The sequence below is a fragment of the Numidum massiliense genome, from assembly GCF_001375555.1.
Taxonomy (GTDB): domain Bacteria; phylum Bacillota; class Bacilli; order Thermoactinomycetales; family Novibacillaceae; genus Numidum; species Numidum massiliense.
Genome location: NZ_CTDZ01000009.1, coordinates 1,706,664 through 1,732,695 on the forward strand (window position 1 = coordinate 1,706,664; position 26,032 = coordinate 1,732,695).

A 26,032-nucleotide genomic window follows, 5' to 3' on the forward strand; every position below is an offset into this window, starting at 1 on the left:
CCCCTTAGCATTCGTTATTTTCCGTCTGTCACAGCCCATTTGTACACGTCGACACGCACACCGCCCGGATCCATCTTAACGTTTTGCAGCCGTTTGTTCGCGGCAGCGAGCTCGATGTTTTCCCATAGAGGCAGGGCCGGCAGTTCTTCGTTCATTAATTGTTGCCACTTGACGTACACGTCTTTGCGGTACTCTTTATCGAAGGACTTCTCGCTCAAGCCTTCTTGCAGCAAGTTGTCCGATTCTTCGTTTACCCAACGAGGTTTGTTCCAGAAAGCGTCGCTTGCCCACAAGCCACTCGGGTCGGGATCGCTACCGGTCGCCCAAGAGCCGAAGAACACTTCGATTGACGGATCGTCCTTGTCGTTCAGCTCGTTGTACAAGTTAAATTCTTTCAAGCCGCCGTTTAGTTTCACGTCAAGGCCGACGTCGCGCCAGTTTTGGATCATCGCGTTCGCGCGACCTTCGAACGTATTCGGACCGGCGTAGTGATCGAAGTTAATTTTGAACTTCTTCCCTTCCGGATCTTCGACGAAACCGTCGCCGTCGATATCTTTATAACCGGCTTCTGCGAGAAGTTTCTTCGCCTTTTCTGGATCGTAATTGTACTGTGTCAGTTCCTTTTCATCAGCTGCAATCCAGTGCACGGCTGGAATCGGCTTGTTGATGACTTTCGCCTTGCCAGCTAAGTAGGCGTCGATGATCGACTGGCGATCCAAGGCGTAAAACATCGCTTGGCGCAGGTTTTTGTTTTGGAATTTCGGATTGTCCATGACCGCGTGGCCGGCGTCTTTGTCCCAGTGACCAAGTTTAAAGGCGACGTACGAGTAACTGAGTGACGGTCCTTCTTTAATCTCGATTTGGTCGACGCCTTTCAACTCTTCAATGTTGTCGGGACGGATTTTCATAATATCCACTTCGCCGTTTTTCAAGGAACCGACAGCGAGCGACGGGTCGATGACTTTCACGATCACTTTGTCCAGCTTCGGCTTCCCTTGCCAGTAATCGTCAAACCGCTCCAGCTCGACGTACTCACCTTGGACGATTTTTTTCACTTTAAACGGCCCGAGGCCAATCGGTTCTTTGCGCACTTGCTTCGATTTGGACAAATCTTTCACGGCGATGCCTTCGTAATGTTTGCGCGGCATCGGGTAAGTCCACAAGTTTTCCAAGTTGTTGACGCGCGCTTTGTCGAACGTAATTTCGATCTCGTAATCGTTAATCACTTTAATCCCGGAGATCTTCTTCGCTTTTCCTTTGTGGTAATCTTTCGCGCCGGCAATAGTTTCCACGTTGACGTAACGCGGACCATCGTAATCTTTGTGGGCGATCACTTCTAGCGCGTACTTCCAGTCTTCGACGGTCAACTCCTCGCCGTTATGCCATTTAACACCTTTCTTAAACTTGAAGGTGTACACTTTGTTGTCTTTCGTGTCCCACTCGGCGATGTGCGGGATATAGTTCAAGTTTTCGTCAGTATTGACGAGACCGTCCATCGTAAAGTCGAGAATTTCTGAGTCCGTACCACTCCCGTACAGACCGCGCTCGAACAGCCCTTCGAACTTGTTGTCGACAGCGTACGTGACGGTGCCGCCATCCTTAGCTGCTTTTTTGTCACCGGCCTTACCACCCTTGTCACCGGCGTCGTTACCGCCGCAAGCGGCGAGCACCATCGAAAGGGACAAGACGAGTGTCAGCAAGAGCATGAATGATTTGTGCGTTCTCTTAGGTGTTTTTCGTGATGTCACTGGTGGTTTCTCTTCCTTTCCAATCCTATCTCTCTTTTGTTTTTTTTATGGTTCCCTCTAATACAGATGACAGGCCACGTTATGACCCGCTCTCACCTCCTTCAAGGTCGGAATTTTCACCTTGCATTCCGGCATCGCGTGCGAACAACGCGTATGGAAGACGCAGCCGCTCGGCGGGTTGATCGGACTCGGCACGTCACCTTCGAGCACGATCCGTTCACGCTTGAAGCGCGGATCGGGAATCGGGATCGCCGACGTCAGCGCCTGCGTGTACGGATGGAGTGGCTTTTCGTACAACGATGCCTTATCGGCGATTTCGACGAGTTTCCCGAGGTACATGACGCCGATGCGGTCGCTCATGTGCTTCACGACGCTCAAGTCGTGCGCGATGAACAAATACGTCAACCCGAATTCTTTTTGTAGTCCTTTCAGCAAGTTTAACACTTGCGATTGAATCGACACGTCGAGCGCTGACACGGGCTCGTCCGCAATAATGAGTTTCGGCTTCAATGCGAGTGCGCGGGCGATGCCGATGCGCTGCCGCTGTCCCCCAGAAAATTCGTGCGGGTATTTGTAGTACGATTCCGCGGGCAATCCGACCTTCTCTAACAGGTCGAGCACGACTTCTTTGTGCGTTTTATGCGACTTGTCACCGTAATTGCGCAGCGGTTCGTCGATGAGATGGCCGACCATCATTTTGGGATTGAGTGACGCATAAGGGTCTTGGAAGACAAGTTGAAAATCGGCGCGCAGTTTTTGTAGCTGAGAGCCTTTCACATTCGTAATGTCAGTGCCGTCAAAAATTATTTTCCCGCTCGTCGCGTCGTTGAGGCGGACGACGGTGCGTCCGGTCGTCGATTTGCCGCACCCGGATTCCCCGACGAGTCCGAACGTTTCTCCCTTTTTCAGCGAGAAAGACACGTTGTCGACAGCTTTCACGTCACCTATTTTGCGGCGAAAAAAACCGCCGCGGATCGGATAGTACACCTTCAATTCCTTGACTTCGAGTAAATTTTCGTTAGCAGCCACGGTCACACCTCAACTTTACCGGCAGGATAATTTAATAGGCACCGCGAACGGTGACCCGGACTTATTTCGACGAGTTCCGGCTGTTCCGTCATACATTTGTCCATCCGTACCGGACAACGATCGGCAAAACGGCAACTCGTATGGGACAGTTTCGTCAGCGGCGGAACGATCCCTTTAATCGTGTTCAACTCTTCTTTCTCTTCGTCGAGCCGCGGAATGGACGAAAGTAACGCCTTCGTGTACGGGTGCTGGGCGTCGTAAAAAATTTTGTCGACGCTGCCCTCTTCCACGATTTGCCCCGCGTACATGACGACGACGCGGTCAGCAATTTCAGCGACGACGCCTAGGTCGTGCGTGATGAACAGGATCGCCATCTTCTCCTGTTCCTGAATTTCTTTTAGCAATTCTAAAATTTGCGCTTGCACCGTCACGTCTACCGCCGTCGTCGGCTCGTCGGCGATGAGTAGTTTCGGGTGCAGTGCAATCGCCATCGCGATCATGACCCGTTGCCGCATCCCGCCGGACAATTGGTGTGGATACTCGTCCATTATGCGTTCCGGACGAGAAATACCGACGTTTTTGAGCAGTTCGACGCACCGTTCGCGCGCGCTCTCTTTCGACATGTCCGTATGGTTAAAGAGCGCTTCTTGCAATTGTGAACCGATCGTAAACACTGGGTTTAACGCAGTCATCGGCTCTTGGAAGATCATCGCGAGATCTTTGCCGCGCAGTTTGTTCATTTCCGCCTCGGACAACTTGGACAGTTCGTGTCCGTCAAAGACGATATCGCCCCCGGAAATCTCGCCGTTATGTTTCGGCAACAAATGCATGATCGACAACGAGAGCACACTTTTACCACAACCGGATTCGCCGACGATACAAACAACTTCTTTTTCTTTCACGGAAAGATTAATACCTTCAATGGCGTTGTAAAATTTTCCGTCGATATGAAACCCGGTCGATAGATTTGTAATTTCGAGAAGGTTGTTTTCCGCCATATCATTGCCTCTTTTTGTTATGAATTTCTTGAAACTTTGTCTTAGTATAGCATGCTGCCAACAACTTAAACAAGCGGCGAATTTTTTAATAATAGCGTTTAACGATCCGATTAATAGCCTCTCAATAAAAGATTTTAGCTTCTTATCTCGTCAATTGTGCCCCCGATTTCTCACTCGCAAGCAGCCGTAAAACGCAAACTGTATATGTAATGATACCGCTTTCTCCACATTATAGACAAAAAAAGTGCCGCTGGCTACTTTTAAAAATTTTCTATCAGATGATTGCCCGCGTGCATATTTATTATTTTTAATGTCGTATTTATAACTTTTAAATCGTGCTTGGACACGGTTTGTAGCGGTCTGTCAGCGGTACCGGATGAGCAGGGAGTGTCCATAGGGAACGGACACAGAAGGCGCAAGTAGCAAAAATGCACCGTGCGCCCACGGATCGCACTTCCTGCTGTAGCTTCGGTTGCGCGTCCTAACTGAGCGGTGATGACGGGCTCGCGGTTGCGCAGGAAACGATAGCCATTTACGCAGTCATAAAGATATGATGTCCCTTGGAAAAATTACCAAGCTAACAAAAATATCACCTGTTCTCGTTTGCGAGTCGCGCAATCGTCTCATCCAACCAGTCGCGGTCCGCTTTAAAGAGCGTGATGCGATGACTTACCGTTAACGCGACCCCCATACCGAAGCTGTGCCGCGGTGCCCGCTCATATTTTTCGATTAGCTCTGTCAAGTAATCGCGCCGCTGCGTCAAATAGTGAATCACTTCTTCGCGCGGCAAGTGGTCGCAAAAAAGTAGCCCGATGTCGCCTGAAGGCGTCGTCGCTTCGACGTGAGCCAAACCGTCGCGCAACAGCTCAAAAAACGCCTTTTTCCCCTTTTCCGTAATTGAATAAACGTGTCGCTGTAGCCGGTTGTCGCCTTTTTCGACGGTCACGTCGACGTGCCCCGACTTGTGTAGTCGTTTCAACAACGCATATGCCGTCGCCTTCTTCATGCCGGACACGCGGCCGAGGTTTTTTTCAATAAAATCGTTGATTTGATAGCCGTGCTGGCTTTGATTCATTAATAAACCTAATATTAGCAATACGCGTTCGTCCATTTACTTACCCCTTCAGTCGTCAATAATGTTGGCAATCGCGATGAATCGCCTAGCTCTGTTGGAAATAATAAAAAGAGGTTTCCTAATAGTCGACAATAGTCATCCTTGACTATCGGAAAAAGCTGTTGCTAAAATAATGACAGTGCAGTAGTCACATATGACTATGCACGACACTATTTATTATATATGACATTTCGCACTGACAGACAAGCGTATAGGAAAATCCGCTGGGAAAGGTTCTGGGAAACGATGAATAAAGATGTCAAATGGCCGTTACTTATTTTCGCGATTGGCGTGTTTATGGCCGCGTTGGACAATGGAATTATGACGTCTGCATTGACGACGTTGACCCACGCTTTCGGCGTAACGCCGACGTGGGGGACGTGGACGATGACACTATATACGCTCGGAATGGCGATCAGCGTGCCCATTGTCGGCAAGTTCTCTGACCGCTACGGCCGCAAACGGTTGTTTCTCATTGAAATTGGTCTGTTCGGATTTGGCTCGCTCCTCGTGGCACTCAGTCCGAACTTCGTCTCCTTTCTCGCTGCTCGCTTTATTCAATCGCTCGGCGGGGGCGGTATTTTTATTATCGCTAGTTCTTACGTGTTAAGTACGTTTCCGAAGGAGCGGCAAGGGCGTGCACTCGGGATGATTGGCGGGATGCACGGGATCGCCTCGGTGCTCGGGCCGAATATCGGTGCGCTTATATTGAGTCTTACCGGCAGCTGGCATTGGCTATTCCTCATTAATTTGCCGATTGCCGCCATTTTGTTCGCTTTGGGGACGAAGCATTTGCAAGAAGGGCGGGAACAAGTGGCGACGCGAACCGACTGGATTGGCATCGTCATCTTGACGGGGGCGATTTTTTCCTTTATGTACGGTGTGACGACGTTAGACGGCGGCCACGTCAGCAACAGTTTACTCGCCCCTTCGTCCCTCGCGTGGCTCGGCTCCGGGGTACTGCTGTTCGTCGCCCTGTGGCGCTACGACAAGCGGGCAGCGCGGCGCGCGATCGACCCGATTTTACCGACGGATATGCTGCGCGGTACCGCTTTTCGCTTGACGCTTCTACTGGGACTGTTCTCCGGCGCCATTCTCGGGGCGGTCATCTTTATTCCGGGGTACGTCGAACAGTTTTTGCACGTCGATGCAGCGATGTCTGGATTTTGGTTTACGCCACTTGCCCTGGCCGCCGGTGTCGGTGCAGCCGGTGGCGGTCACATCATCGACTGGAAAGGCCCGATCGCCTCACTGACAGCAGCCGCTTCTTCTGCCGTGATCGGCTTTGCCCTGTTCCCGCTCTGGGTGGAAGCACCGTGGCAAATGGTCGTCGCCAGCTGTTTTGTCGGGCTCGGCTTCGGGGCGATGCTCGGGGCGCCGCTTAACGTGCTCGCCACGGAGCGAACGGAACGGGATAAAGGGATTGCGCTGGCGACGCTATCGTTGGCGCGACAAATCGGGATGGCCATCGCCCCGACGTTTTACGCCGGCTTCCTCGCCCGCTCCTTTGTCGGCATTGGTACGACTGTGCGCGAACAACTGTCAGCTAATGGTCGCCGGCCAGTTCCCCCGCAACTGCTGGAACAGTTAAGCGGCGCGAACGATTTTCAATCGCTGACGCAGTTGTTAGAAAAAATCCCCGACCCGCACGTTAAAGCAGTGCTCGAAGGCGCGATTGACACCGCGGTACGACAAGGGTTTAACGGCTTGTTTTACGCCGCGCTCACAATTAGCATCCTCGCCTTTGTAACGATCGGTATTCTCGCCCGCGTGCGAAAAAAGCAGGGTGGACAGTTGGCGGAACGGACAACGACGCCGCGTGTCACATGAACACCTCGTCACACGATCATGCGGATCACGTGTGACGAGGTGCCGTATGTCTCTATGTCGCGCGTCGTCATGAAGCTGGGAAATGAGCCTTTCATTAGCTGCTCGACGGCACACAATTATTCCTCTGCAAACAGCTTTTCCCCGCGGCTCAGTCGCCAGGCGATGCTCGCCGTATGGGGCAAATCGCGCGCTGTCGGCGCGTGGGCAGCAATGTAACGCGTCGCGGCGACGATGAGCGTGCACTGGGCATGTTCGGCGAGGGCGGACTGTTCGGACGCCCACCGATCGTGTTCGACGACAGCCGCTTCGAACATTTGAAAGGTGTGAAACGCAGCGTCTTCGCGCAGTAGCGCATGCCCGAGGACATTGAATAGCGCTGCTTTGTCTCCGCCCTCGACTAAGTAGTGCGCGACCCATTCAGCCGCCTCGCTCACCTGTTGCTGCTTGTCTAACAACTCGAGCAACCGTTCCGGCGCCGGAACGGTCGCGCGGGTGGATGTCGTCGACGCAGTTGAGGTGGACGCCGAAATAGGTGATGCTGGCGCTTTAGACGTAGCGAGCGAGGTAGACGAGGGAGCGGGAGAAGCAGGTGTAGCTGATGCGGCGGACTCAGTTGACGCAGCGGACGTTTCGACATACTTGCTCGTAAACGCTTGCGGCAGGCGCGCTGGAGGCACGTTCAAGAATCGGTCTAAGTAAACGGTCATCGCCGCGTGAAAGACGCCGCGCACTGTCTCTAGTGATACCGAGCGGAGCAAACTTTCGTGGACGGCGTGCGCGTGCGTAAACGTGTGCAACACCGTATCCCAATCGTTAAAATCGTTCTGTACATTGAAGCGGGCAATCCGCTCCGCTGCAGCTAGCGCCACCAATTGCGCGAGGCGAACCGGCGACATCCCTCCCTCAAGCGCCGTTAATAGCTCTTCGATCGTCTTTTCCGGATCGTCGCTAAGGATCTGGTCCACGAGCGCTTCCTCTGCCTCCATATCCATTGCGTGAGCAGATGTAAGCCTCATCGGAGTGTCGATAGCAGCCGCATCCGTAACAGTCGTACCTGTAGCGGTCGCCCCCGTACCTGTGGTAGTCGCACCCGTAACAGCCGTCAAGTCGGCGACGTCCGGCAAACGGGCAAAAGCTCGCTCCAGCGGTTGTACTAAGTCGACTGGCGCCTGCCAATTGTGCATCTCCTCGCTGCGCGACGCACTGCTGAGCTCGGGCACGAGCGACGTCAATACGCGCGCGCGGCGGTCGCTGTCGACGTGCGCAAGTATTTCAAACGCTTTATTGTGAAAATCTAACGCGTGCCCGCCATCCATGTAAAAATGGTCTGTCACGGCAGCCATCATCATATCCGCTAACTGTTCCGTCGTCGCACCGCAGCGAATCGCTGTTAGCAATACTCGTTCGGCACCATCCGTGTCACGCACTTCGATCAAACGGCGATACCACCTAGCGAGCCGTTCGAGTGAGATGTCGTCGTTCGGCAGCGGTTCTAGCAAAAAGCGCGTCCCCCCGACACTTTCGCGCGCCACGTGCACGAGCCCGTGAAACAACGCGAGAATGCGCCCCATTTTATCTAATTTCGGCAGAACATTCACCATTGCCGTTAAGATCGTCAACCCCGAGCGCCAGCCATGTTTGCGGTACGTCGTCCCGTAGTCGATGCCGATCTGTGCGATCGCCTCTGGCGGCTCGCCCGCTTCGATCAACCCGACGACCGCTTTCGCGATGACGAGACTAAGGTTTTGTTCCAGCCCTTCGCGCAAACGCTGCCGATAGCGGGAGACGGCGGCCCCTTGCCGCGGTGTCGGATCGACCCATACGTCGCCGCCCTGCACCGTCACGGCATACGTGGCGACATCGTCCGCCCACGGGTCGAGCGTCCCGCCGCTGGCGATGTCAAAGCGCGCGTGGTGCCAATGACACGTCAACAACCCGTCGCACAAGCTACCCATATGTAGTGGAAAGCCCATGTGCGGGCAGCGGTTGTTTACAGCGTAAACCGTACCGTCTGCGTAGAAGACGGCAATCGTCTGTTTCTCCCCTGTGACCACTTTCGGCCCATCTTGCTTAAGCTCCTCCACTGTCCCTGCATAAAGTCGTTTTGTCACACACAACGCCTCCTTTATCTGAAAAGAATCTCCCTTCACGCTACATTATACAGCAGGTTCCGCACACTTACAATACTTTTTATAGTATTAAATATAAAAAGTGATGACATAAACTTGTTCGACGGCACGGATGTACAGAAAACATTACAGCGACATGGACATTCAGAAAACGCCCCAACAGCATAGACGTAAATAACCGTACAGTACGAATACTGTACGGTTATTGCGTGATGACAACTCTTTCACCCGATTAATAAACGCCGTATTGCTCGCGAACGAGATCGAGTATTCCGCGCTCGGCGAGGCGGTCGACCGGAGCAAGAAATGTCACCGTGACGACACCCGGATAGCGGCCAATCTCAACCGCTCCCGTAACGGTCGCGCGATTCATCACTTCCGGAACCGTCGTTCCCAAAAAGTCAGCTGCCCGCTGTAAACCGTTATCGGTCGCCTCATTTAGGGTGGCGCCGGAACCGATAAAAGAAACGGGTAACGATTCCTCGATGTTATCCATTCCCCACTGCTTCGCAAGTGTCAGTGCTTGCGCTTTTTCCTTTTCTGTCAGCGGCTTCGCCAAGTAAGGCAAATCTTCCTCAGTCGGCAACAACAGCGGACCGCTCAAGTCCATATCTTTAATGACATGAACCTGCAAGGTGACAATGCCCGAAATATCAGTCGTGTGTCCGGCAATTTCTCCGTCGCCCTGCATAGCATGCATATCGCCCAAATAGACGCCACCGCCGGGCACTTTAACGGGACAGATTAATACGGCGCCTTCTCTTACGCGGTTAATGTCCATATGACCGTCTGTCCGATCTTCCAATTGTTCCTCCGTTACTGCATACTCGTGGGGCGCATCGAGTAAAAACGACCCGAAGTCGCCCGCGTTGTGCGAATCGGGAAATGGACGAGCCGGAGTCGTACCTAGTTGACCTAAAAAGGGGCGCACCCTAGCAACAGCGCCGACAATGTCGTGTGGAGCAAAAGTAACGACGGGGTTTTGTATGGAGTGTTCTGGTGTGGCCATATACGCCCGCCCGTCTTCCGCAACTTTTTCTGCCGCTTCTTTCGGAAGCGTAACCCCCACCTCACGTTTATCGTCAAAAGCCATCGTGTAACCGTTTGTAAAAGTGAACGGTGTCGCTTCCGCACCACACTCGGCACAACGGATCGCTGCCGGTCCGATCCCTTCGATACGCGTCTCGGGGTGTGGCGTACCACACGAAGGGCACTTGGCGGCGACAAACGCATCTCCGAGAAATCGTCCTTCTATCGTCTGATCGTTTCCTGAAGCTGTGACGCGCGACGTCGGGCGGATCGATTGAATGCGGATCGCGACAGCATCGCCCACTTCTGCCCCTTCGACGTATACCGGTTGCGTCACCTCGTGCCCACCACGTAAACTCGGTGTAATCATTGGCCCCCAGCAACCCGGTGTCGTATTAGCGACGATATGGCCGCCGTCGCGAACAGGACCGAGCATCGGCTGTGACGGATCGAGTATACCGTTTGTGAACGTACTAACGTATACTGTCTCACAAGCTCGCTTTTCGCTCATAAAACGACCTCCTACTGTAACTGTAAATGACCTTCTTTGGAGTACTCACTCATACTATTATTGTGTACTCACCTCTATTTTATAACTCCTATAATAGCAACTCAATCTCTTTGTCTTACAAAATTAGCAATTATACGCGCCGTTTCAAAGAGAAATCTAATAGTACATACAAAAAGGAGTACCAATAAAGGTACTCCTACGAAAATATACCGTCACAAACGAAAAAAAGACTGCACAACGTATGCTGCTCACTGTTACCAAGTCGTATCTAACTTATCCGCATAAAACGCAATCGCCCGTTTATAATGATTAACCGTATCGTCGTTCGACGTCTCGGCCAATTGCCGTAGCAGTATTTCCATCGCTTGCGAATGTTCTTTTAAGTTGTACAGTGTCATCGCATAAAAAACTTGCAGCGCCCGGTGGTTGGGGAATTTCTGCACCCCTTTTGCGAGAACGTCCCGCGCCCGTTTATACTGACCTAATGTGCGGTATGTACTCCCGAGGCCGAGCATCGCCCCTTGTCGCTCGTCTTCCGCTAAGCGAGGTGCGTCTGCTATTAGCGCGCGTTCATAGTACGAAACAGCTTCCGCCTCCCGCCCGAGTGCGTCGAAGCTCCACGCACAGTGATAGTTTACGCGCGCATCGTCCGGGTACTGTGTCGCTAAAGCTACTAGGCGCCTATTAGCGGCCTCCAATTGCCCATCTTCCCTTAATCGAATCGCTTCCTCCAGTTCGCGCGGCACCTCTAAAGTGGTCGCTTCTTTCATCGTTTCTTCCACGTCTTTGTCCTCCCCTTTTAAAAACCGGCACGAGTGCTGTCGACCTACAGATAGTGCGCCCGTAAATAAGCGACACCTTGTGCCATCGACTGTGCATTGACAGGGCGATCGCGCAGCTGCTCATCGAAGTAAAAATCCATGTTATACGGAATACCTTGCGCATTCATCGGCGACCGCTCCTCTCCTCGTGAGACATATATTTCCTTTGATCCTCTACTCCCGCTGCACCGCATTATAACAAAAAAAAAGAATAAACATCAAACTCATCGCTTTCCGCTATTGACACATTGCCCTCACATTGCACATAATATAGTTAAACAGGTGAATTATTGACTTGTTTAACTGTAAAACCATTTAACTATTTGTCTCCTTAACAGTACACCTTTTTTGTCAAACATCTCTTTAACAATCAAGTATTCGTAAATCTTCATGAGCCTAACTGTAGCCTACTGCCCCTAACGTGTACACACTTACGAAAGGACGAATGCCCCGATGGATCCACTCACACAACAACGTTTAAACGAGCTGCTCGATTGGTTTGACGACGTCGCGTTCACCGTCACGCAAAAAGTCGTCGCTCTGTTTAAGGCACAACTCGACCAAGACTTGACGTCTGACCAACACTTGACGTTGCGCTACATTAAGAAAAACAGTCCGTGTACGTCTTCCAAGTTAGCGGAAGCGTTTTACGTCAACCGCAGCGCCATCACCGCCATCGTCAACCGCCTCAGTAATAAAGGGTATATCGTGCGCATACCAGATGAAAGCGATCGGCGCGTCATCTTACTCGAACTAACGCCCGATGGCGAACGCGTACTGGCGAACGGTGAGGAAAAAATTCTGCAGGCGCTCGATCATTATTTATGTCAACTGGAAGAGGAGGAATTGGCGACAATGATGCGCACCTTCGCCAAATTAGCGACGATCATCCGCGATGAAGAAGTTGCGGACCGTGCGGTCGAACCGAAAGCGACCAAAAACAGTGTATCGGAAAATGATGGTTCCGAAAATGTTGTCCCCGCTCAATCAGCGGACAATGCACAAGAGGGGGATCCCGATGAGACGCTTACTTAACATTCGCTGGGCAGTCGCTGCCGTCTGGCTCGTCGCCGTCGTCCTGTTGGTGACGACCGCGCCCAATATGGAAACGCTCGTCCACGACAAAGGCCAAATTAGCGTTCCGCCCGGTTACTCGTCTACGTTGGCCGAGGAGTTGATCAACGAAGCGAATCACGGTGATCAAGCAGGGTCCAAGACTGAAACGTCGGACGTCGCGCTCGTCTTTCACGACAAAAAAACGCTCAATAAAGAGCAGTTGGCGCAAATAGAGGGCGCGCTCGCCAAACTGGAAGCGGAAAAAAAAGCGCTTGGTATTACCGATATAACTAACCCGTTCCGCGACGAAGAGCTACAAGACGAGCTTATCTCCAAAAATAAGCAGACTGTATTAATTCCGTTGAACGTCAAGATGGGCAGCCGCGAGCCGCAGGAAGTATCGGACGCACTGTACACCGCGCTTAAGGACACGCCCGTAGAACACTACTTCACGAGTAGCTGGATGGTCGAACAAGACGCGATCGAAAGTTCACAAGAGGGCTTAAAGAAAACAGAGTTCATTACCGTTGCCTTTATTTTAATCGTCTTGTTCATCGTTTTTCGCTCCTTCGTCGCACCGTTTATCCCGCTCCTCACGATTGGCCTCAGTTACATAACGGCGGAATCGGTCGTCGCTTTCCTCGTCGACCAGTTTAACTTCCCGCTCTCGACGTATACACAAGTGTTTCTCATTGCCGTTTTGTTTGGCACTGGGACTGACTACTGTATTTTGCTGTTCAGTCGCTTTAAAGAGGAGTTGGCGGTGCGCGAAGACACGAAAGAAGGTTTGTTCGACGCGATCGCCGCGACGTACGCGGGCTCCTGGCAAGCGGTGTTTTTCAGCGGTTTAACCGGTTTTATCGGCTTTGCCGCGATTGGGTTTTCCACCTTTAACTTGTATCAGTCGGCAGCCGCTGTAGCGGTCGGTTTCGTGTTTTTGCTGGCCGCGTTATTTACTGTTTTGCCCTTTTTTATGGCCATACTCGGAAAAAAACTGTTTTGGCCAGCGAAAGGTACCCAGCAACATAAAGACAACCGCTTGTGGGCGTGGGCGGGAAAATTTTCCCTGTCGCGTCCATTCGCAACGCTCTTAAGCATCGCCCTCCTCATCGCGCCGTTCCTGTTTTTTTACGACGGGAACCGTTCTTTTAACTCATTAGACGACGTTGGCCCCGGGTACAAATCGGTACAAGGCATCGACATTATTTCGGACAGCTTTGGGCCAGGTGAAGCGCTGCCGACAAAAGTCGTGCTCAAACATAGCGAGCCGCTAGACACGTCCGCATACGTCGCCCTAATCGAAAAAATAAGTCGGCAATTAGAGGCGACCGACGGCGTCGATTACGTCCGCAGTGCGACGCGACCCGGGGGCAAGGCGCTGCAAGATCTACTAGTCGCCGAGCAAGCGAAGTCACTTGACGAAGGATTAGGTGACGGAAAAAAAGGGATTAACGAGATTAGTAAGGGCTTGTCCGAAGCGAGCGCTGAACTTGCTGCCTCTGCACCAGGTGTGAAAGAGGCGACGACGAATATCGATGGGCTCATCGCGGGCACCAACGCCCTCGGAACGGGAATCGAGCAGCTCGGTCAGGCGCTGTCGCAACTGGAGCAAGGCTTGCAAAACGGTTCAGCGGGCGCGAGCGAATTGCAAAATGGGCTCAATGAAGCACAGGCGAACGCGAAAAAACTGGCCAAAAGTAGCAAAAAACTATCCGGTGGTTATGCAGAAATAAAACAAGGGGTATCGTCGCTCGCCGAACAGTACAACAACATCGCTGAACAGCTGGCGCCCATGTCAGAGGCATTGGACGGCGTGACGGCGAATTTGCAAAACATCCAAGGGTTAGCAGAAAAGTACCCTGAGCTGCAGCAAGATCAAGTATTTCAAGAAAATGTCGCCGCGGCACAGCAGACGGTCGCCGGTGTCAAGCAAGGAGTCGCGCAGCTCTCCGGTGGGCTAAAAAAACTGAACGGCGCCCTCGCAAAAATTGTTGCGAAGTTTGCCGAAGCGAATGATGGAATGGCGCAAACGGCTGCGGGGCAAGCTGCACTGGCGGACGGTTTCGACCAGCTCGCTGAGGGCATTTCCGCGTTGAAGCAAGGCGTCGATGCAGCGGCTGCCGGACAAAAAGAAATTAACGACAACTTGCCGGCGCTGAGCGATGGCGTCGGACAAATTAGCGGTGGGCAACAACAGTTGAAAGACGGTTTTACCGACTTACACAAACAACTCGCTACGTTGCAAAAAGGGCTATCCGACAGCTCCGACGGGTTAGGGGAAGTGTCGGAAGGGTTGGTCGCAGCACAAAAACATTTAAACGAACTGTCAGGCGTTGGCGATCAAGACATGTCTGGCTGGTTCATCCCGGAAGAGGCGCTCCAGTCCGAACAATTCCAGCAAGTTTTTGACACGTACGCATCGCCTGACCGCAAAACGACAACATTTGACGTCATTTTAAAGGCCAACCCGTATGCGCCAGAAGCGCTAGACAACATAAAGACACTTGAGGAAGCCGTTGCGACAGCGACGAAACAGACGCCTCTCGCCAAAGCAAAAGTAGCGATTGGCGGCGTTTCGAGCGCCCATCACGACCTGGACACGATCTCGATGCACGACTATAACCGCACCGTCGTCATCGTGCTCCTCTGTATCGGCATCGTCTTAGTGTTGCTGCTCCGTTCATTCGTGATGCCGCTCTACTTAATGGTCGCCCTCTTGCTCACGTACTTCACGTCGCTGGCAGTTGGCGAGGTTATCTTCGCCAATGTGTTGGGATACCCTGGCCTTAGTTGGCCCGTACCGTTCTTTACGTTCGTCATCCTCGTCGCCCTCGGGGTCGACTACAGTATCTTCCTCATGGACCGCTTCAACGAATACGGCAGTGTCCCCGTGCAGGAGGCGATCCAAACCGCTATGCGCAAAATGGGCACCGTCATCATCTCGGCGGTCATCATTTTAGGCGGTACGTTTGCGGCGATGATTCCGTCCGGCGTCATCTCTTTAGTCCAAATTGCGACGGTGACGATTACTGGGCTGCTGCTCTATACGCTGCTGTTCTTACCGTTTTTCGTTCCGGTCATGGTAAAAGCGTTCGGGAAAGCAAATTGGTGGCCGTTTAAGCGGGACAATTGACAGAGGTCGCCTAAGAAAAAGAACCCCTCCAAGGCCGTTTACGGTCTCGGAGGGGTAGCCGATACTACCTCGTTACGCAAGCATACCCTAGTTCTCGTACGTGAGCCTAGTCCTGCTTTGTTCACAAGCTACTCTTGTCCTCGTACGCAAGCTACTCTTGTCCCGACGGGTCATTGCCGAAGGCGCTGCCCATCCCTTTGAGCAGCCCGAACGTCATCGTAATCGCGCGGTTAATTTCCGGATCGTTTAGTGCCTTGAACAAGTCCATCAGTTTCGTTTTCTCATCGACTTTTGACGCAGCCACCTCTAGTCCGGTATTTAGTCCGTGCACCATCGGTTCGAGCCGCTTCACGTCGAGCGAGCCGACCATTAACGCTAATTGCAGTAAGTTCGCGAGTGCTTTCGCATGTTGCGGTTGACTCACGAGGCGGACGACGACCGCTAACACTTCGTCCGCTTGCCCGAGCAAACTGTTCGCCATCGGCAACACCCCGCGGTCGTGCAACCCCTGCAACAGCTCGATCCCTTCTAAAATGGCTTCTTTGTGCTCGCTTACCGCCTGCTCGATTTCGGCGAAGTCCTGCCGCCGCCGTTCTTCCTCACTGACGACGAGACGCTCGATTTTTTTGATCGGTTCAGCCATTGTGCTTCACGCCTTTTTTTGAAGATAACGGAAAATGGTAGTCGGTACGCGCCCATTTTTTCTCCACTTGTACGCCCATTTGTGGCTGCGGATTGCCGAAACGGTGATTAATGAGCGGTAGCGGAGACTTGCCGCCCTGCTCGAGCACCTCGAGTTTTACCGCAGCGTCTTTGTACGCTGGCGTATTCGTGACGTTATCGTGCATACTGCTCGTCAATTGGTTGACCGCAGCTTCGCCGGCGTCGTTCATCGGCATGTACAATTCCTTGCCTTTGACGCGTTCCGTCACTAACACGCGCACTTTCGCCGATCCGTACGGCGACGATAAGCGCACGAGCGTGCCGTCCTTGAGTCCGCGCTCCTCTGCCAGCTCCCGCGATACCTCGACGAACGCCTTCGGCGTCTTTTCTTTAATACCCGCCACGCGGTACGTCATGTTCCCTTCGTGGAAGTGCTCCAGCAACCGACCGTTGTTGAGATGCAAGTCATACGCCTCACTCGTGCCACGCGGTACGAGCCACTCCAGCGGGTAAAAACGCGCCTTGCCGTCTGGGAAGTTAAACCGCTCCGTATAGAGTAGCGGGGAATCGGTCCCGTCTGCCGCGACCGGCCACTGCAAGCTATTGTACCCTTCGAGCCTTTCGTACGTGACGCCGGCAAACAGCGGGGCGAGCGACGCCGCTTCCGCCATAATCTCGCTCGGATGGGTGTACTGCCAATTTGCCCCGAGTGCGTTCGCGACGCGGATGAGAATTTGCCAGTCGGGCAGTGAATCGCCGAGGGGATCTAACGCTTGGTACAGCCGCTGGATACGCCGTTCCGTATTCGTAAACGTCCCTTCTTTTTCGAGATGGGGACTAGCGGGCAGCACGACGTCGGCGAACTCCGCCGTACGCGTTAAAAACATATCTTGCACGACGAAGAAATCTAATTTTTTGAAGGCGTCTTGAACGTAGTTAATGTTGGCGTCGATGACGCTCATATCTTCACCCATAATGTACATCGCCTTCATCTTACCTTCGTGAATTGCATCGACCATCGTGTTGTTGTACATGCCCGGCGCCGTCGGTAACTTGACGCCCCAAGCGCGTTCATACTTCTTGCGGACATCCTCGTCGGCGACGGCTTCGTACCCGGGGAACTTGTCGGGCATACTGCCAAAATCGCTCGCCCCTTGTACGTTGTTGTGGCCGCGCAGCGGGTACGCCCCCGCACCGGGAATGCCGTAGTTCCCGCTCGCGAGCAGTAAGTTGGAAATTGCCGTACTCGTGTTGCTGCCACCCTGTTGCTGCGTGACACCCATCGCCCAACAGATGCACGTCGTCTTCGCCTCGCGAATCGCTGCGGCGATCCGCACGAGGTCGGCTTGCGGGATGCCGGTCACTTCTTCCGCATAGGCCAATGTATACGGCTTAAGCGATTCGACGTACGCGTCAAAGTTGTTGACGCGCTCCGCGATGAACGCCTCATCGTGCCAGCCTTGGTCGATCAAATACTTCGTTACCGCCGACAGCCAGACGAGATCTGTCCCCGGGCGCGGGTGAATGAACAGATCGGCGCGCTCGGCCATTTCGTGCTTACGCAAATCGGCGACGATTAACTTCTGCCCGTGCAGTTTTTGTGCCCGTTTGATGCGCGTGGCGAGAACCGGGTGCGATTCCGCCGTGTTTGCCCCGACAATGATGACGAGCTCTGCTTGACCAATATCGGTAATCGAGCCGGCGTCACCGCCGTAACCGACGGTGCGGAACAGCCCGACCGTCGCTGGCGACTGACAATAGCGCGAACAGTTATCGACGTTGTTCGTGCCGATGACGGCGCGCGCCATTTTTTGCATTAAATACGACTCTTCGTTCGTACACTTCGAGGAGGAAATAAAGCCGGTCGCATCGGGCCCGTATGTCGATACGATCTCTTTCATGCGCTTGGCGATGAGCACGATCGCTTCGTCCCATTCTGCTTCGCGAAAATGGTCGCCCTCGCGAATGAGCGGTTTCGTGAGCCTCTCGTCACTGTTGACGTACGACCAGCCGAACTTCCCTTTCACACATGTAGAAATGCCGTTCGCCGGCGACTCGGGCTGTGGATCGATTTTTAACACGTTGCGCCCTTTCGTCCACACGTCAAAACTACAGCCGACGCCGCAGTACGTACAGACTGTTTTCGTCTTTTTGATCGTATGCTCGCGCATCGCCGCCTCGACGTCGGACACGGCCATCAACTGTGAATATCCTGTTTCCACTTGTTTCGTCAAATCGATCATCGACCGCAGCGTGCCTTCCTCGATATCCGTCATGTACCCCGCCTCGCCTAACATCGATTTCTCCATAAGCGCGTTACACGGACAGACAGTCACACAGTGGCCGCACGAGACGCACGACGATTCGTTAATCGGCACGTTGTCGTCCCAAATGACGCGCGGCTGCTCCAGCGACCAATCGATCGACAGCGTTTCGTTCACTTGTAAGTCTTGGCATGCCTCGACGCAACGCCCACACAAAATACATTGGTCCGGATCGTAGCGGTAAAACGGGTTCGACATGTCGACGTCGTACGGCTTGCTTTGAAACGGCTCACTCTGATGATCGATGCCCATCATTTTTACCGTATTGTGAATCGTACAATTGCCGTTATTGTTGTCACAAACGGTACAGTACAACTCGTGGTTGACTAAAATGCGGTCCATCGCATCGATCCGCGCGGCTTTTACGTCCGGAAGCTCAGTGCGCACTCGCATCCCTTCGGCAACTGTCGTCCCGCACGCGCGTACGAGCTCCCCGTCCACTTCGACGATGCACGTATCGCACGTTTGGATGGGGCCTAAACTTTCATGGTAGCAGACGTGCGGCGTGTCGATCTGTTCCTCGAGCAAAACTTGCAACAAGTTGTCCCCGGCGTTTGCTTCGAGCGAACGGCCGTCAATGGCAATGTTAACCGTTGCCGCTGCACAATCTAATTTCGTATGTGTCATTGTACTCCTCCCCATTCAAAACGTCTATCGAACATCTGACATACTGAATATACTTATCCAACGTGTTTCATGTCATCCTCTTAGTGTGTAACTTGTATGTTCGCACACACACCTTACGATCTACTCTATCAGACATAGGCGCACCCATCACATCTACTCCGGAAAAACGGGACGAAGTAAACGCTCAGTAGTCGTTACCGCGACGCGAGGCACCGTCGGTCACGCGTTCTGGATGAGTGTATACATTAAAACTCCCGTTGCGAATGAAGCCGACGACGGTAATATTCAACTCGTCGGCCAGCTTGAGAGCCAGGTCAGTGGGCGCAGATTTCGAGAGGATGATGCCGACGCCTATTTTAGCAACTTTCAATACGACTTCGGAAGACAGTCGCCCGCTAAACGCGATCAGTTTATCGTTTAGACGGATGCTTTGCTGTAAAATGGCGCCGTACAATTTATCGAGGGCGTTATGCCGACCGATGTCGGTGCGTAAGGCGATAATGCCGTCCGCGCCGCACAGTGCGGCATTGTGCACGCCGCCTGTCTGTTTAAACGCGCGCGAGCGCGCCTCCAGCTCACGCATATAAGAAAAGCAATCGGCCGCCGCAATCCCATGTGCACTCGTGACCGTCTTCGCCGTCACCGCATCGTTTTGAAAGTAAAAGTGCCGACTTTTTCCACAACACGAACCGATTAACCGCTTCGTGTAAAAATCGTAGGCAATGTCCCTTTTTTCCTTCGTCTCGACATGCGCGTATCCTTGCGCGTCATCGAGTGTTAGCGCCCGGATTTGCGAAGCTGTCCGGATCACACCTTCCGCTGCGAGAAAGCCAGTCACTAAATCGTCCAAATCGGTCGGAGTGCACACAAGCGTGGCGAATTCCCGACCGTCAAGCACGACGGTCAAAGGATACTCCAACGCAATTTCGTCGTCCATCTCGACAAACTGGCCGTCCCTAAATTTAACAACCGGTCCCGTCGTCGTAAATTTTCTGGCCACTTCGGAACACTCCAAACGTTAGTCGCTAACGAAAAGTCGCTTAAAACAGCAGTACTTTATGCCGTGATAACGCTCAAACTTATGTCGTAATAGGTTGTTTCACACGCCCTTGTCCCTTCACTTCTCGCTGCATCTCTTGTTTTAACTTTTTAATGTTTAGTTGCATGAGCAGCGAGACGATTAGCGCCACCACTAATAGAGCGGTGAAAATATAAAACGTAACGGTATAGCTTTTCGTCTTATCGTAAATGGCTGAAACGATCATCGGACCGACGACTCCCGCCATCGACCACGACGTCAGCAAGTAACCGTGAATCGCCCCCAGTTGTTTCGTCCCAAACAGATCGCCGATGAAAGCGGGTAAGCAGGCGAATCCGCCACCGTAGCAAGTAATAATAATGTACAACAAAATCGGAAAGAACGTCTGGTTAGAAATGTTCGGTAGCATCAAAAAGGCGATGACTTGAATGACGAAAAAGACGACATACGTGTTGGCGCGTCCGATATAGTCGGAAAAAGAGGCCCAGCCGATGCGTCCGCCGCCGTTGAACAAGCCGAGTAAACCGACGACACTCGCTGCCGTCAAAGCCGACATACCGGTAATTTCCTGTGCCATGGGCGAAGCGACGGCGAGAAGCATAATCCCGGCCGAAATATTAATAAACATCATGAGCCACAACATCCAAAAGCGCGCCGTGCGCACCGCTTCGCTCGCGGTCAATTGCGCTAAGTCTTGGTTAACCTTTACCGAGCCTTGAGAAATCTTTTCTTTCATGCCAGCAGGCATCCAGCCTTCTTCCGGCTTCTGTAAGTACGAGGCACCGGCGATCATCAGCACGAAATACGCCGTGCCTAAAATAAAAAACGTATTGGAAATACTCGTTACTTCCATTAATTTACCCGCTACCGGACCGGTCACTAACGCCCCGGCACCGAAGCCGAGCACTGCCATACCTGTCGCTAAACCTCGCCGGTCGGGAAACCATTTCACGAGTGTGGAAACGGGAGAAATATAGCCGATCCCTAAACCGATGCCAGCTACAAAACCGAAGAAAAATAAAAAAAGAACGTATGAACCGCTAAGGACGGCAAATCCCGAGCCGATCGTCCCGACGCCGAAAAAAGTAGCCGCGATGAGTGCCGACTTGCGTGGCCCGTGCTTTTCGACAAACCGACCTAAGAAAGCAGCCGATGTCCCCAACATAAAAATAGCGATCGTAAAGGCAAGTGAGACGTCCGTCGTCTTCCAGCCAAACTTCTCAGATAGTGGTAATTGATACACACTGTAGGCGTATACAGATCCGATCGATAAATGGATCGCCACGGCTGACAAGGCGATGAGCCAGCGGTTTTTTTGTTTTCCCTTTTGCAACGTTTTCATCCCTTCTGTTAACAGATCTTACCGTTATACATCCATAAAAATACCTTGTCTCACTTGTATGCTCATATGCTCATACGATTAAGTGGACTTACATTATGATAATAACCGTACAATTTTGTGTCAAGTTTTTTAACTACGTCCGATTATTCCTATTAGTCTTTCCGCTGTGTTTCCCTATTGGTTTTAATTAAATTATACTAAATTATTTACATATACACAGGTTTGATATGACGCTTCATACACACTTAAGGCGGTTAATTTAAGGGATATGTTTGCCCTCCCATCAAATCTTACAAAGGAGTTAACATGTGAAATTTATGTTAATGTAAGCGATATTTTTATATATAGATCGACTTCCAGCGTTATAATGTGCTCTGTAACAACACTTAAATCGTTGAAGGGGTTTGGTTGAATGTTGTGTTTAAAACCGCAGCAAATTGCCCGTACGACAGCGGAAACAGGGGTGAAAAAAGCGCAAAATCCGCTGTCGACCGCTTTTATCCTCGGTTTTTTGGCAGGCGCTTTTATCGCCTTCGGATACTTACTATACATACGGGTGACTGCTTCAATACCCGAACAGTGGGGAAGTTTTTCTTCTTTTCTCGGTGCCTCTCTGTTTCCGATCGGACTAATTCTCGTTCTGCTGGCAGGTGGCGAACTGCTCACGGGTAACATGATGGCAGTGCCACTCGCTCAGATGACGGGAAAAGTTTCTTTGAAAGACGTTCTAAAAAATATCGTGTTGATTACGGTGAGCAATTTTTGTGGGGCGATATTTGTCGCCTATTGTTTTGGGCACATCGTCGGTTTAACCGAGACGGGGCCGTTCTTAACGAAAACAATCGCGATTGCCGAACAGAAGCTTAGCGACAGCTTTTTGCAAGCTTTTATATCTGGGATTGGTTGTAACTGGTTAGTGGCGCTGGCGGTTTGGCTCTCGTACGGCGCAAAAGATTTCGGCGGGAAAATCTTAGCCATCTGGTTCCCGACGATGGCTTTCGTCGCCATCGGATTTCAGCACGTCGTAGCGAACATGTTTGTCATTCCTGCAGCTATTTTTGCCGATCATTTTACGTGGATTGACTATTTGTCCAACTTTGTGCCCGTCTGGCTCGGCAATCTCGTTGGAGGGTCTCTCTTCGTCGCCGCTGCGTACCGCTTCGCCTATTTGCCGCGCGTAACGCAAACGAGCGAACAGTACACACGCCCGATCAGTGATCATAAAGCATCTTAATTTTGTCTGTTTCACCTATAACGCGTGCCATGCGACAACTGTTCTGCGAGGAGCTTAGCGGCGTCGTACTGCTCAGGCGTGTTAATGTTCGTCACGAAACGCGGGCCGACGTCGTACTCGTAGAAGAACGTTTCGTCTGCGGCTTTCCAGTTCAGCTGGGACAACAAGTCTTTGACGCGGCGTTTCCCACCATGGAGCAACTGAGCGACGATTTCCGCGGCGCTTCGCCCGTAAACGCCGTGCAGTGGATGCCTTTTTCCATCGATCAACGGTATGACTGCGTCGTAGTTCTCACGCACTTTCACTTCCTGCATCGCTTGTGCGGCTACCGCGGAAATAAAGGGCATATCACAGGCGACGACCCACACATCCCTGTGGCGTGCAAACGAAAAAGCGGCGTGTATTCCACTGAGTGGCCCTTTGCTAGGGATGATGTCGCTAACCGTCCGCACGCCGTCGTCTTCCGCGATTAGCGGGGCAAAAACGTGTGGGTAGACGGTGACGATTAGCACCTCGCGGCATATGGTGCGCATTTCGCGAAGTTGGCGTTCGAGCAAAGTATCTTTGCCGAACGGCAACAACGCTTTCACTTGGCCATTCATGCGCCGATTTTGTCCCCCCGCTAAAATGACGCCTGTCATCCCTGCCTGTTTGACAGCCTGCACCGCATCATTAGTATGTGACGAAGTTTCCGCACCTTCCGTATCTAAATCCCGATCATCTACATCCCGATCGATCAAACCGCCCATCGCCACACCACTCCTCTTTTATGAAAAAAAGACCCCTTAGGGTCTTTTTTCGACCCATCAGGGTCGTTTCTGCCGCAAAACGGGAAGTAAACAATAAGCCGAGTTCTGTACTCCTAGCGGTACGCGCGCACGCGGCACGTGCTCCCGCCGTCGGAGCAGTAATCATCTGTCTAGGCCGTACATTGCTGCACGGCTCGAGCGACCAAACCCGGAATCACTGCGGGCAACAGCTACGACTTAACGTCGTCGATTCCCTATCAGGTCTTGCTCCAAGTGGGGTTTACCTAGCCAGCATGTCTCCATGCTGCTGGTGCGCTCTTACCGCACCGTTGCACCCTTACTCACTAAAAGAGTGAGCGGTTTGTTTCTGTGGCACTATCCTTAGAGTCGCCTCCACCGGCCGTTAACCGGCACCCTGCCCTATGGAGCTCGGACTTTCCTCCCGTGGCGCCTTGCGGTCTGCCACCGGCGATTACTTAGTTTACTTCCCACCCATTCACTTTCCGATCCGTTCCGTTTGTTCGTTCAGATCCGTTCGCAACCGTCACCCGTGGTTTGCTTCACACACATGTCATCTGTTTACGTGCGACTGACGCGCAATCAAACAGCATTAATGAGTATACCACGGGCACGCGGTTCACACAAGGGGATTATAGCTGGAAAACGCGGCATGTTCTTCACACGTAGCGAAATGGGTTCGTGTCGATCTTTGACAGCGATACGACGGTATCTGTCTTTGCTAGCGCCTCTGCTAACCGATCCCGCATCGGGGCGAGGACGAGGTGCTCGACATGGTGCCCGGGGTCAATGAGAGCGATCCCTTCCGCCAACGCGTCGTGGGCAGTATGGTAATCGATATCCCCCGTAATGTATACGTCTGCCCGTTCGCGAACCGCATCGGCTAAATACTTCGTCCCCATGCCACCCAACAGCGCCACGCGCCGCACCGTACGCGTAGGGTTGCCGACGACGCGCAACGCCTCTAAGCCGTACGCTTCTTTAACACGCGCAGAAAAATCTTTTAGTGTTTCCGCTTTTTCTAGCCGACCGATGCGTCCAAGCCCGAACGTTTTCCCCTTTAGCTCTAACGGGTATAAATCGTAAGCGACTTCTTCATACGGATGGGCTGCGAGCATCGCAGCGACGACTGCCCGTTCATTTTCCGCTGTCACGACCGTTTCAAGCCGTATTTCTGCCACGCGCTCGAGGCGGCTAGTAGAACCGATAAACGGCTCAGCGCCTTCTTCCGGTTGAAACGTCCCTGTTCCGGGTACGTTAAACGTACAGTGACTATATTTGCCGATCCATCCAGCGCCCGCTGCTCCGAGCGCTTGTAGCACTTCTTCGTGGTGCGTTTCCGGTACGAAGACGACGAGTTTTTTTAACGGCTGTAAGTAGACAGGTGACAGCACGCGTGTTTGCTGCAGGGATAACCGCGCTGCGAGCACATCGTTCACTCCGTCCGGGGCGACGTCCCAGTTCGTGTGGGCGACATAGACTGCAATATCGTGCTTGATCAGTTTTTCGTACACCCGCCCGTTGCGCGAATCGATACTAAGCGTCTTTAGCGGGCGAAAGATGACGGCATGGTGGGCGATAATGAGATCGATGTGGTTGCGGATCGCCTCCTCGACGACTTCCATCGTCACATCGAGCGCTAACATCACCTTTTTTACTTCTTTTTTTAACGTGCCGACTTGTAAGCCGATGCGGTCGCCTTCGACTGCTAAGTGCGGTGGGACGTATGTATCGAAGATACGTACAATGTTTTCTCCTTGGGCAAACATGTCATCATCTCCTCCCAATCGGTCATTTGTGCTTTAATTTGCACCTGTTTGCGGCGCGCCTCTCCGTGCGCTGTGCCCGCCAACTGCTGTAAAATACGCTTGAACTTTGCCATGTCTACTTCTAATTTCGGCCGTAAGAGCGGGTGACGTTCGGACCACAACAGTGGGCCGATTTCTGTCAGCAGTTCCTCCACATGTGCTTCCCCAAAACACCGTAACCGCTCACTACAATTGCCGTTCTCGCGCTGCATCCCACCACTGCTCGCTATCTGTAGCTTTGTGAACGCCTCGCGGTACGGTTGCCGCGCGTCGCCGTGCTCCGCAACTAAGATGTCGTAATAGTGTCCGTTTTCGTACACGAGCGCTTCGCATATGAGCTGCCACCGATGCGCAAGCAGCCACTTACGCACCGCCTTGACCGCGACATTCGGTTGTAACACAAGTCGCTTTGTACGTGATAACACCGCCTGCCCGTTTTGTAAAATGTCGCATATAAGCGGACCGCCCATCCCGGCGATGACGACGGTCGCAACTTCCCCAGGCACGAGCGCCGTTAACCCGTCTCCGAGGCGCAGCTCGATCTTAGCGGACAGCCCACTCGCTGCGACGCGCTCCCGGGCAACGTCGTACGGGCCGCGGCTCACTTCGACGGCGACCGCGCGCGGCACATACCCAGAGGCAAGTAAATGACGCGGTAACAAAGCGTGGTCGGTCCCGATATCAGCTACGGCTTCCCCCCGTAAGACAAACTCGGCAATTTGCATCAGCCGCTCAGACTTCAACAACGTCAACGTCTCAACTTCCTTTTTCCTCGCTAGCTCGTAGCCTACTTCTTCGTTAGCTTCTCTGTTCATGGCGAGCTAGGTTTC

General features: G+C 52.6%; 19 protein-coding genes and 1 other RNA gene. 4 read left to right on the forward strand and 16 right to left on the reverse strand.

Going from position 1 to position 26,032, the window contains the following annotated elements; translation table 11 throughout:
• Positions 1–14 precede the first annotated feature (14 nt).
• The 4 genes from opp4A to BN1247_RS08490 form a co-directional block, all read right to left on the reverse strand.
• Positions 15–1,706 (reverse strand): oligopeptide ABC transporter substrate-binding protein, encoded by a 1,692-nt coding sequence (gene opp4A / locus BN1247_RS08475; RefSeq protein ID WP_054949993.1) that lies wholly within the window; start codon positions 1,704–1,706, stop codon positions 15–17.
• A gap of 99 nt (positions 1,707–1,805) precedes the next feature.
• On the reverse strand, positions 1,806–2,783 hold the full coding sequence (locus BN1247_RS08480; RefSeq protein ID WP_054949994.1) for an ABC transporter ATP-binding protein: 978 nt from the start codon (positions 2,781–2,783) through the stop codon (positions 1,806–1,808).
• Entirely contained in the window at positions 2,780–3,775 is a 996-nt protein-coding gene (locus BN1247_RS08485) for an ABC transporter ATP-binding protein (protein ID WP_054949995.1), read from the reverse strand. The genes BN1247_RS08480 and BN1247_RS08485 overlap by 4 nt, the downstream gene beginning before the upstream one ends.
• A gap of 589 nt (positions 3,776–4,364) precedes the next feature.
• On the reverse strand, positions 4,365–4,886 hold the full coding sequence (locus BN1247_RS08490; protein WP_054949996.1) for a PadR family transcriptional regulator: 522 nt from the start codon (positions 4,884–4,886) through the stop codon (positions 4,365–4,367).
• Between the two features lie 249 nt (positions 4,887–5,135).
• Between BN1247_RS08490 and BN1247_RS08495 the strand changes: the two genes are divergently transcribed.
• Positions 5,136–6,719, forward strand: coding sequence for an MFS transporter (locus BN1247_RS08495; protein ID WP_054949997.1), 1,584 nt, complete (start codon positions 5,136–5,138; stop codon positions 6,717–6,719).
• 116 nt (positions 6,720–6,835) lie between these two features.
• Here the strand turns inward: BN1247_RS08495 and BN1247_RS08500 are convergent, their stop codons facing one another.
• From BN1247_RS08500 to BN1247_RS18400, 4 genes are all read right to left on the reverse strand, one after another.
• Positions 6,836–8,830, reverse strand: a complete 1,995-nt coding sequence (locus BN1247_RS08500) for a Rieske (2Fe-2S) protein (protein WP_054949998.1) — start codon at positions 8,828–8,830, stop codon at positions 6,836–6,838.
• 250 nt (positions 8,831–9,080) lie between these two features.
• The gene (locus BN1247_RS08505; RefSeq protein WP_054949999.1) at positions 9,081–10,388 is read right to left on the reverse strand and encodes an acetamidase/formamidase family protein; all 1,308 of its coding nucleotides are present in this window, start codon (positions 10,386–10,388) and stop codon (positions 9,081–9,083) included.
• Between the two features lie 254 nt (positions 10,389–10,642).
• Positions 10,643–11,134, reverse strand: a complete 492-nt coding sequence (locus BN1247_RS08510; protein ID WP_187119821.1) for a tetratricopeptide repeat protein — start codon at positions 11,132–11,134, stop codon at positions 10,643–10,645.
• A gap of 80 nt (positions 11,135–11,214) precedes the next feature.
• Positions 11,215–11,337, reverse strand: a complete 123-nt coding sequence (locus BN1247_RS18400; RefSeq protein ID WP_261796034.1) for a hypothetical protein — start codon at positions 11,335–11,337, stop codon at positions 11,215–11,217.
• Between the two features lie 325 nt (positions 11,338–11,662).
• Between BN1247_RS18400 and BN1247_RS08515 the strand changes: the two genes are divergently transcribed.
• Positions 11,663–12,244, forward strand: a complete 582-nt coding sequence (locus BN1247_RS08515; protein ID WP_054950000.1) for a MarR family winged helix-turn-helix transcriptional regulator — start codon at positions 11,663–11,665, stop codon at positions 12,242–12,244.
• The gene (locus tag BN1247_RS08520) at positions 12,228–15,398 is read left to right on the forward strand and encodes an MMPL/RND family transporter (RefSeq protein ID WP_054950001.1); all 3,171 of its coding nucleotides are present in this window, start codon (positions 12,228–12,230) and stop codon (positions 15,396–15,398) included. Before BN1247_RS08515 ends, BN1247_RS08520 begins: the two co-directional genes overlap by 17 nt.
• A gap of 151 nt (positions 15,399–15,549) precedes the next feature.
• Here BN1247_RS08520 and BN1247_RS08525 read toward each other — a convergent pair whose 3' ends face one another.
• From BN1247_RS08525 to BN1247_RS08540, 4 genes are all read right to left on the reverse strand, one after another.
• Positions 15,550–16,041, reverse strand: a complete 492-nt coding sequence (locus BN1247_RS08525) for a helical membrane plugin domain-containing protein (RefSeq protein WP_054950002.1) — start codon at positions 16,039–16,041, stop codon at positions 15,550–15,552.
• Complete coding sequence (gene fdhF / locus BN1247_RS08530; RefSeq protein WP_054950003.1) at positions 16,034–19,012, reverse strand: formate dehydrogenase subunit alpha; 2,979 nt, start codon at positions 19,010–19,012, stop codon at positions 16,034–16,036. The genes BN1247_RS08525 and fdhF overlap by 8 nt, the downstream gene beginning before the upstream one ends.
• A 184-nt stretch (positions 19,013–19,196) precedes the next feature.
• Complete coding sequence (gene fdhD, locus BN1247_RS08535) at positions 19,197–19,949, reverse strand: formate dehydrogenase accessory sulfurtransferase FdhD (RefSeq protein WP_222705246.1); 753 nt, start codon at positions 19,947–19,949, stop codon at positions 19,197–19,199.
• Positions 19,950–20,091: 142 nt separating this feature from the next.
• Complete coding sequence (locus tag BN1247_RS08540) at positions 20,092–21,384, reverse strand: L-lactate MFS transporter (RefSeq protein ID WP_231633208.1); 1,293 nt, start codon at positions 21,382–21,384, stop codon at positions 20,092–20,094.
• A 421-nt stretch (positions 21,385–21,805) separates the two neighbouring features.
• On the opposite strand from BN1247_RS08540, the gene BN1247_RS08545 reads away from it, so the two are divergent.
• On the forward strand, positions 21,806–22,627 hold the full coding sequence (locus tag BN1247_RS08545; protein WP_054950006.1) for a formate/nitrite transporter family protein: 822 nt from the start codon (positions 21,806–21,808) through the stop codon (positions 22,625–22,627).
• An 11-nt stretch (positions 22,628–22,638) separates the two neighbouring features.
• On the opposite strand, the gene mobA is transcribed toward BN1247_RS08545, so the two are convergent.
• The 4 genes from mobA to BN1247_RS08560 all read right to left on the reverse strand — a co-directional run bounded on the left by mobA (position 22,639) and on the right by BN1247_RS08560 (position 26,017).
• Positions 22,639–23,376, reverse strand: coding sequence for a molybdenum cofactor guanylyltransferase (mobA, locus tag BN1247_RS08550; protein WP_054950007.1), 738 nt, complete (start codon positions 23,374–23,376; stop codon positions 22,639–22,641).
• A 79-nt stretch (positions 23,377–23,455) separates the two neighbouring features.
• Positions 23,456–23,864: RNase P RNA component class A (gene rnpB, locus BN1247_RS16960), an RNA gene on the reverse strand.
• 189 nt (positions 23,865–24,053) lie between these two features.
• Complete coding sequence (locus BN1247_RS08555; RefSeq protein WP_054950008.1) at positions 24,054–25,163, reverse strand: Nif3-like dinuclear metal center hexameric protein; 1,110 nt, start codon at positions 25,161–25,163, stop codon at positions 24,054–24,056.
• Entirely contained in the window at positions 25,103–26,017 is a 915-nt protein-coding gene (locus tag BN1247_RS08560; RefSeq protein ID WP_082415861.1) for a tRNA (adenine(22)-N(1))-methyltransferase, read from the reverse strand. Before BN1247_RS08560 ends, BN1247_RS08555 begins: the two co-directional genes overlap by 61 nt.
• Positions 26,018–26,032: the final 15 nt, after the last annotated feature.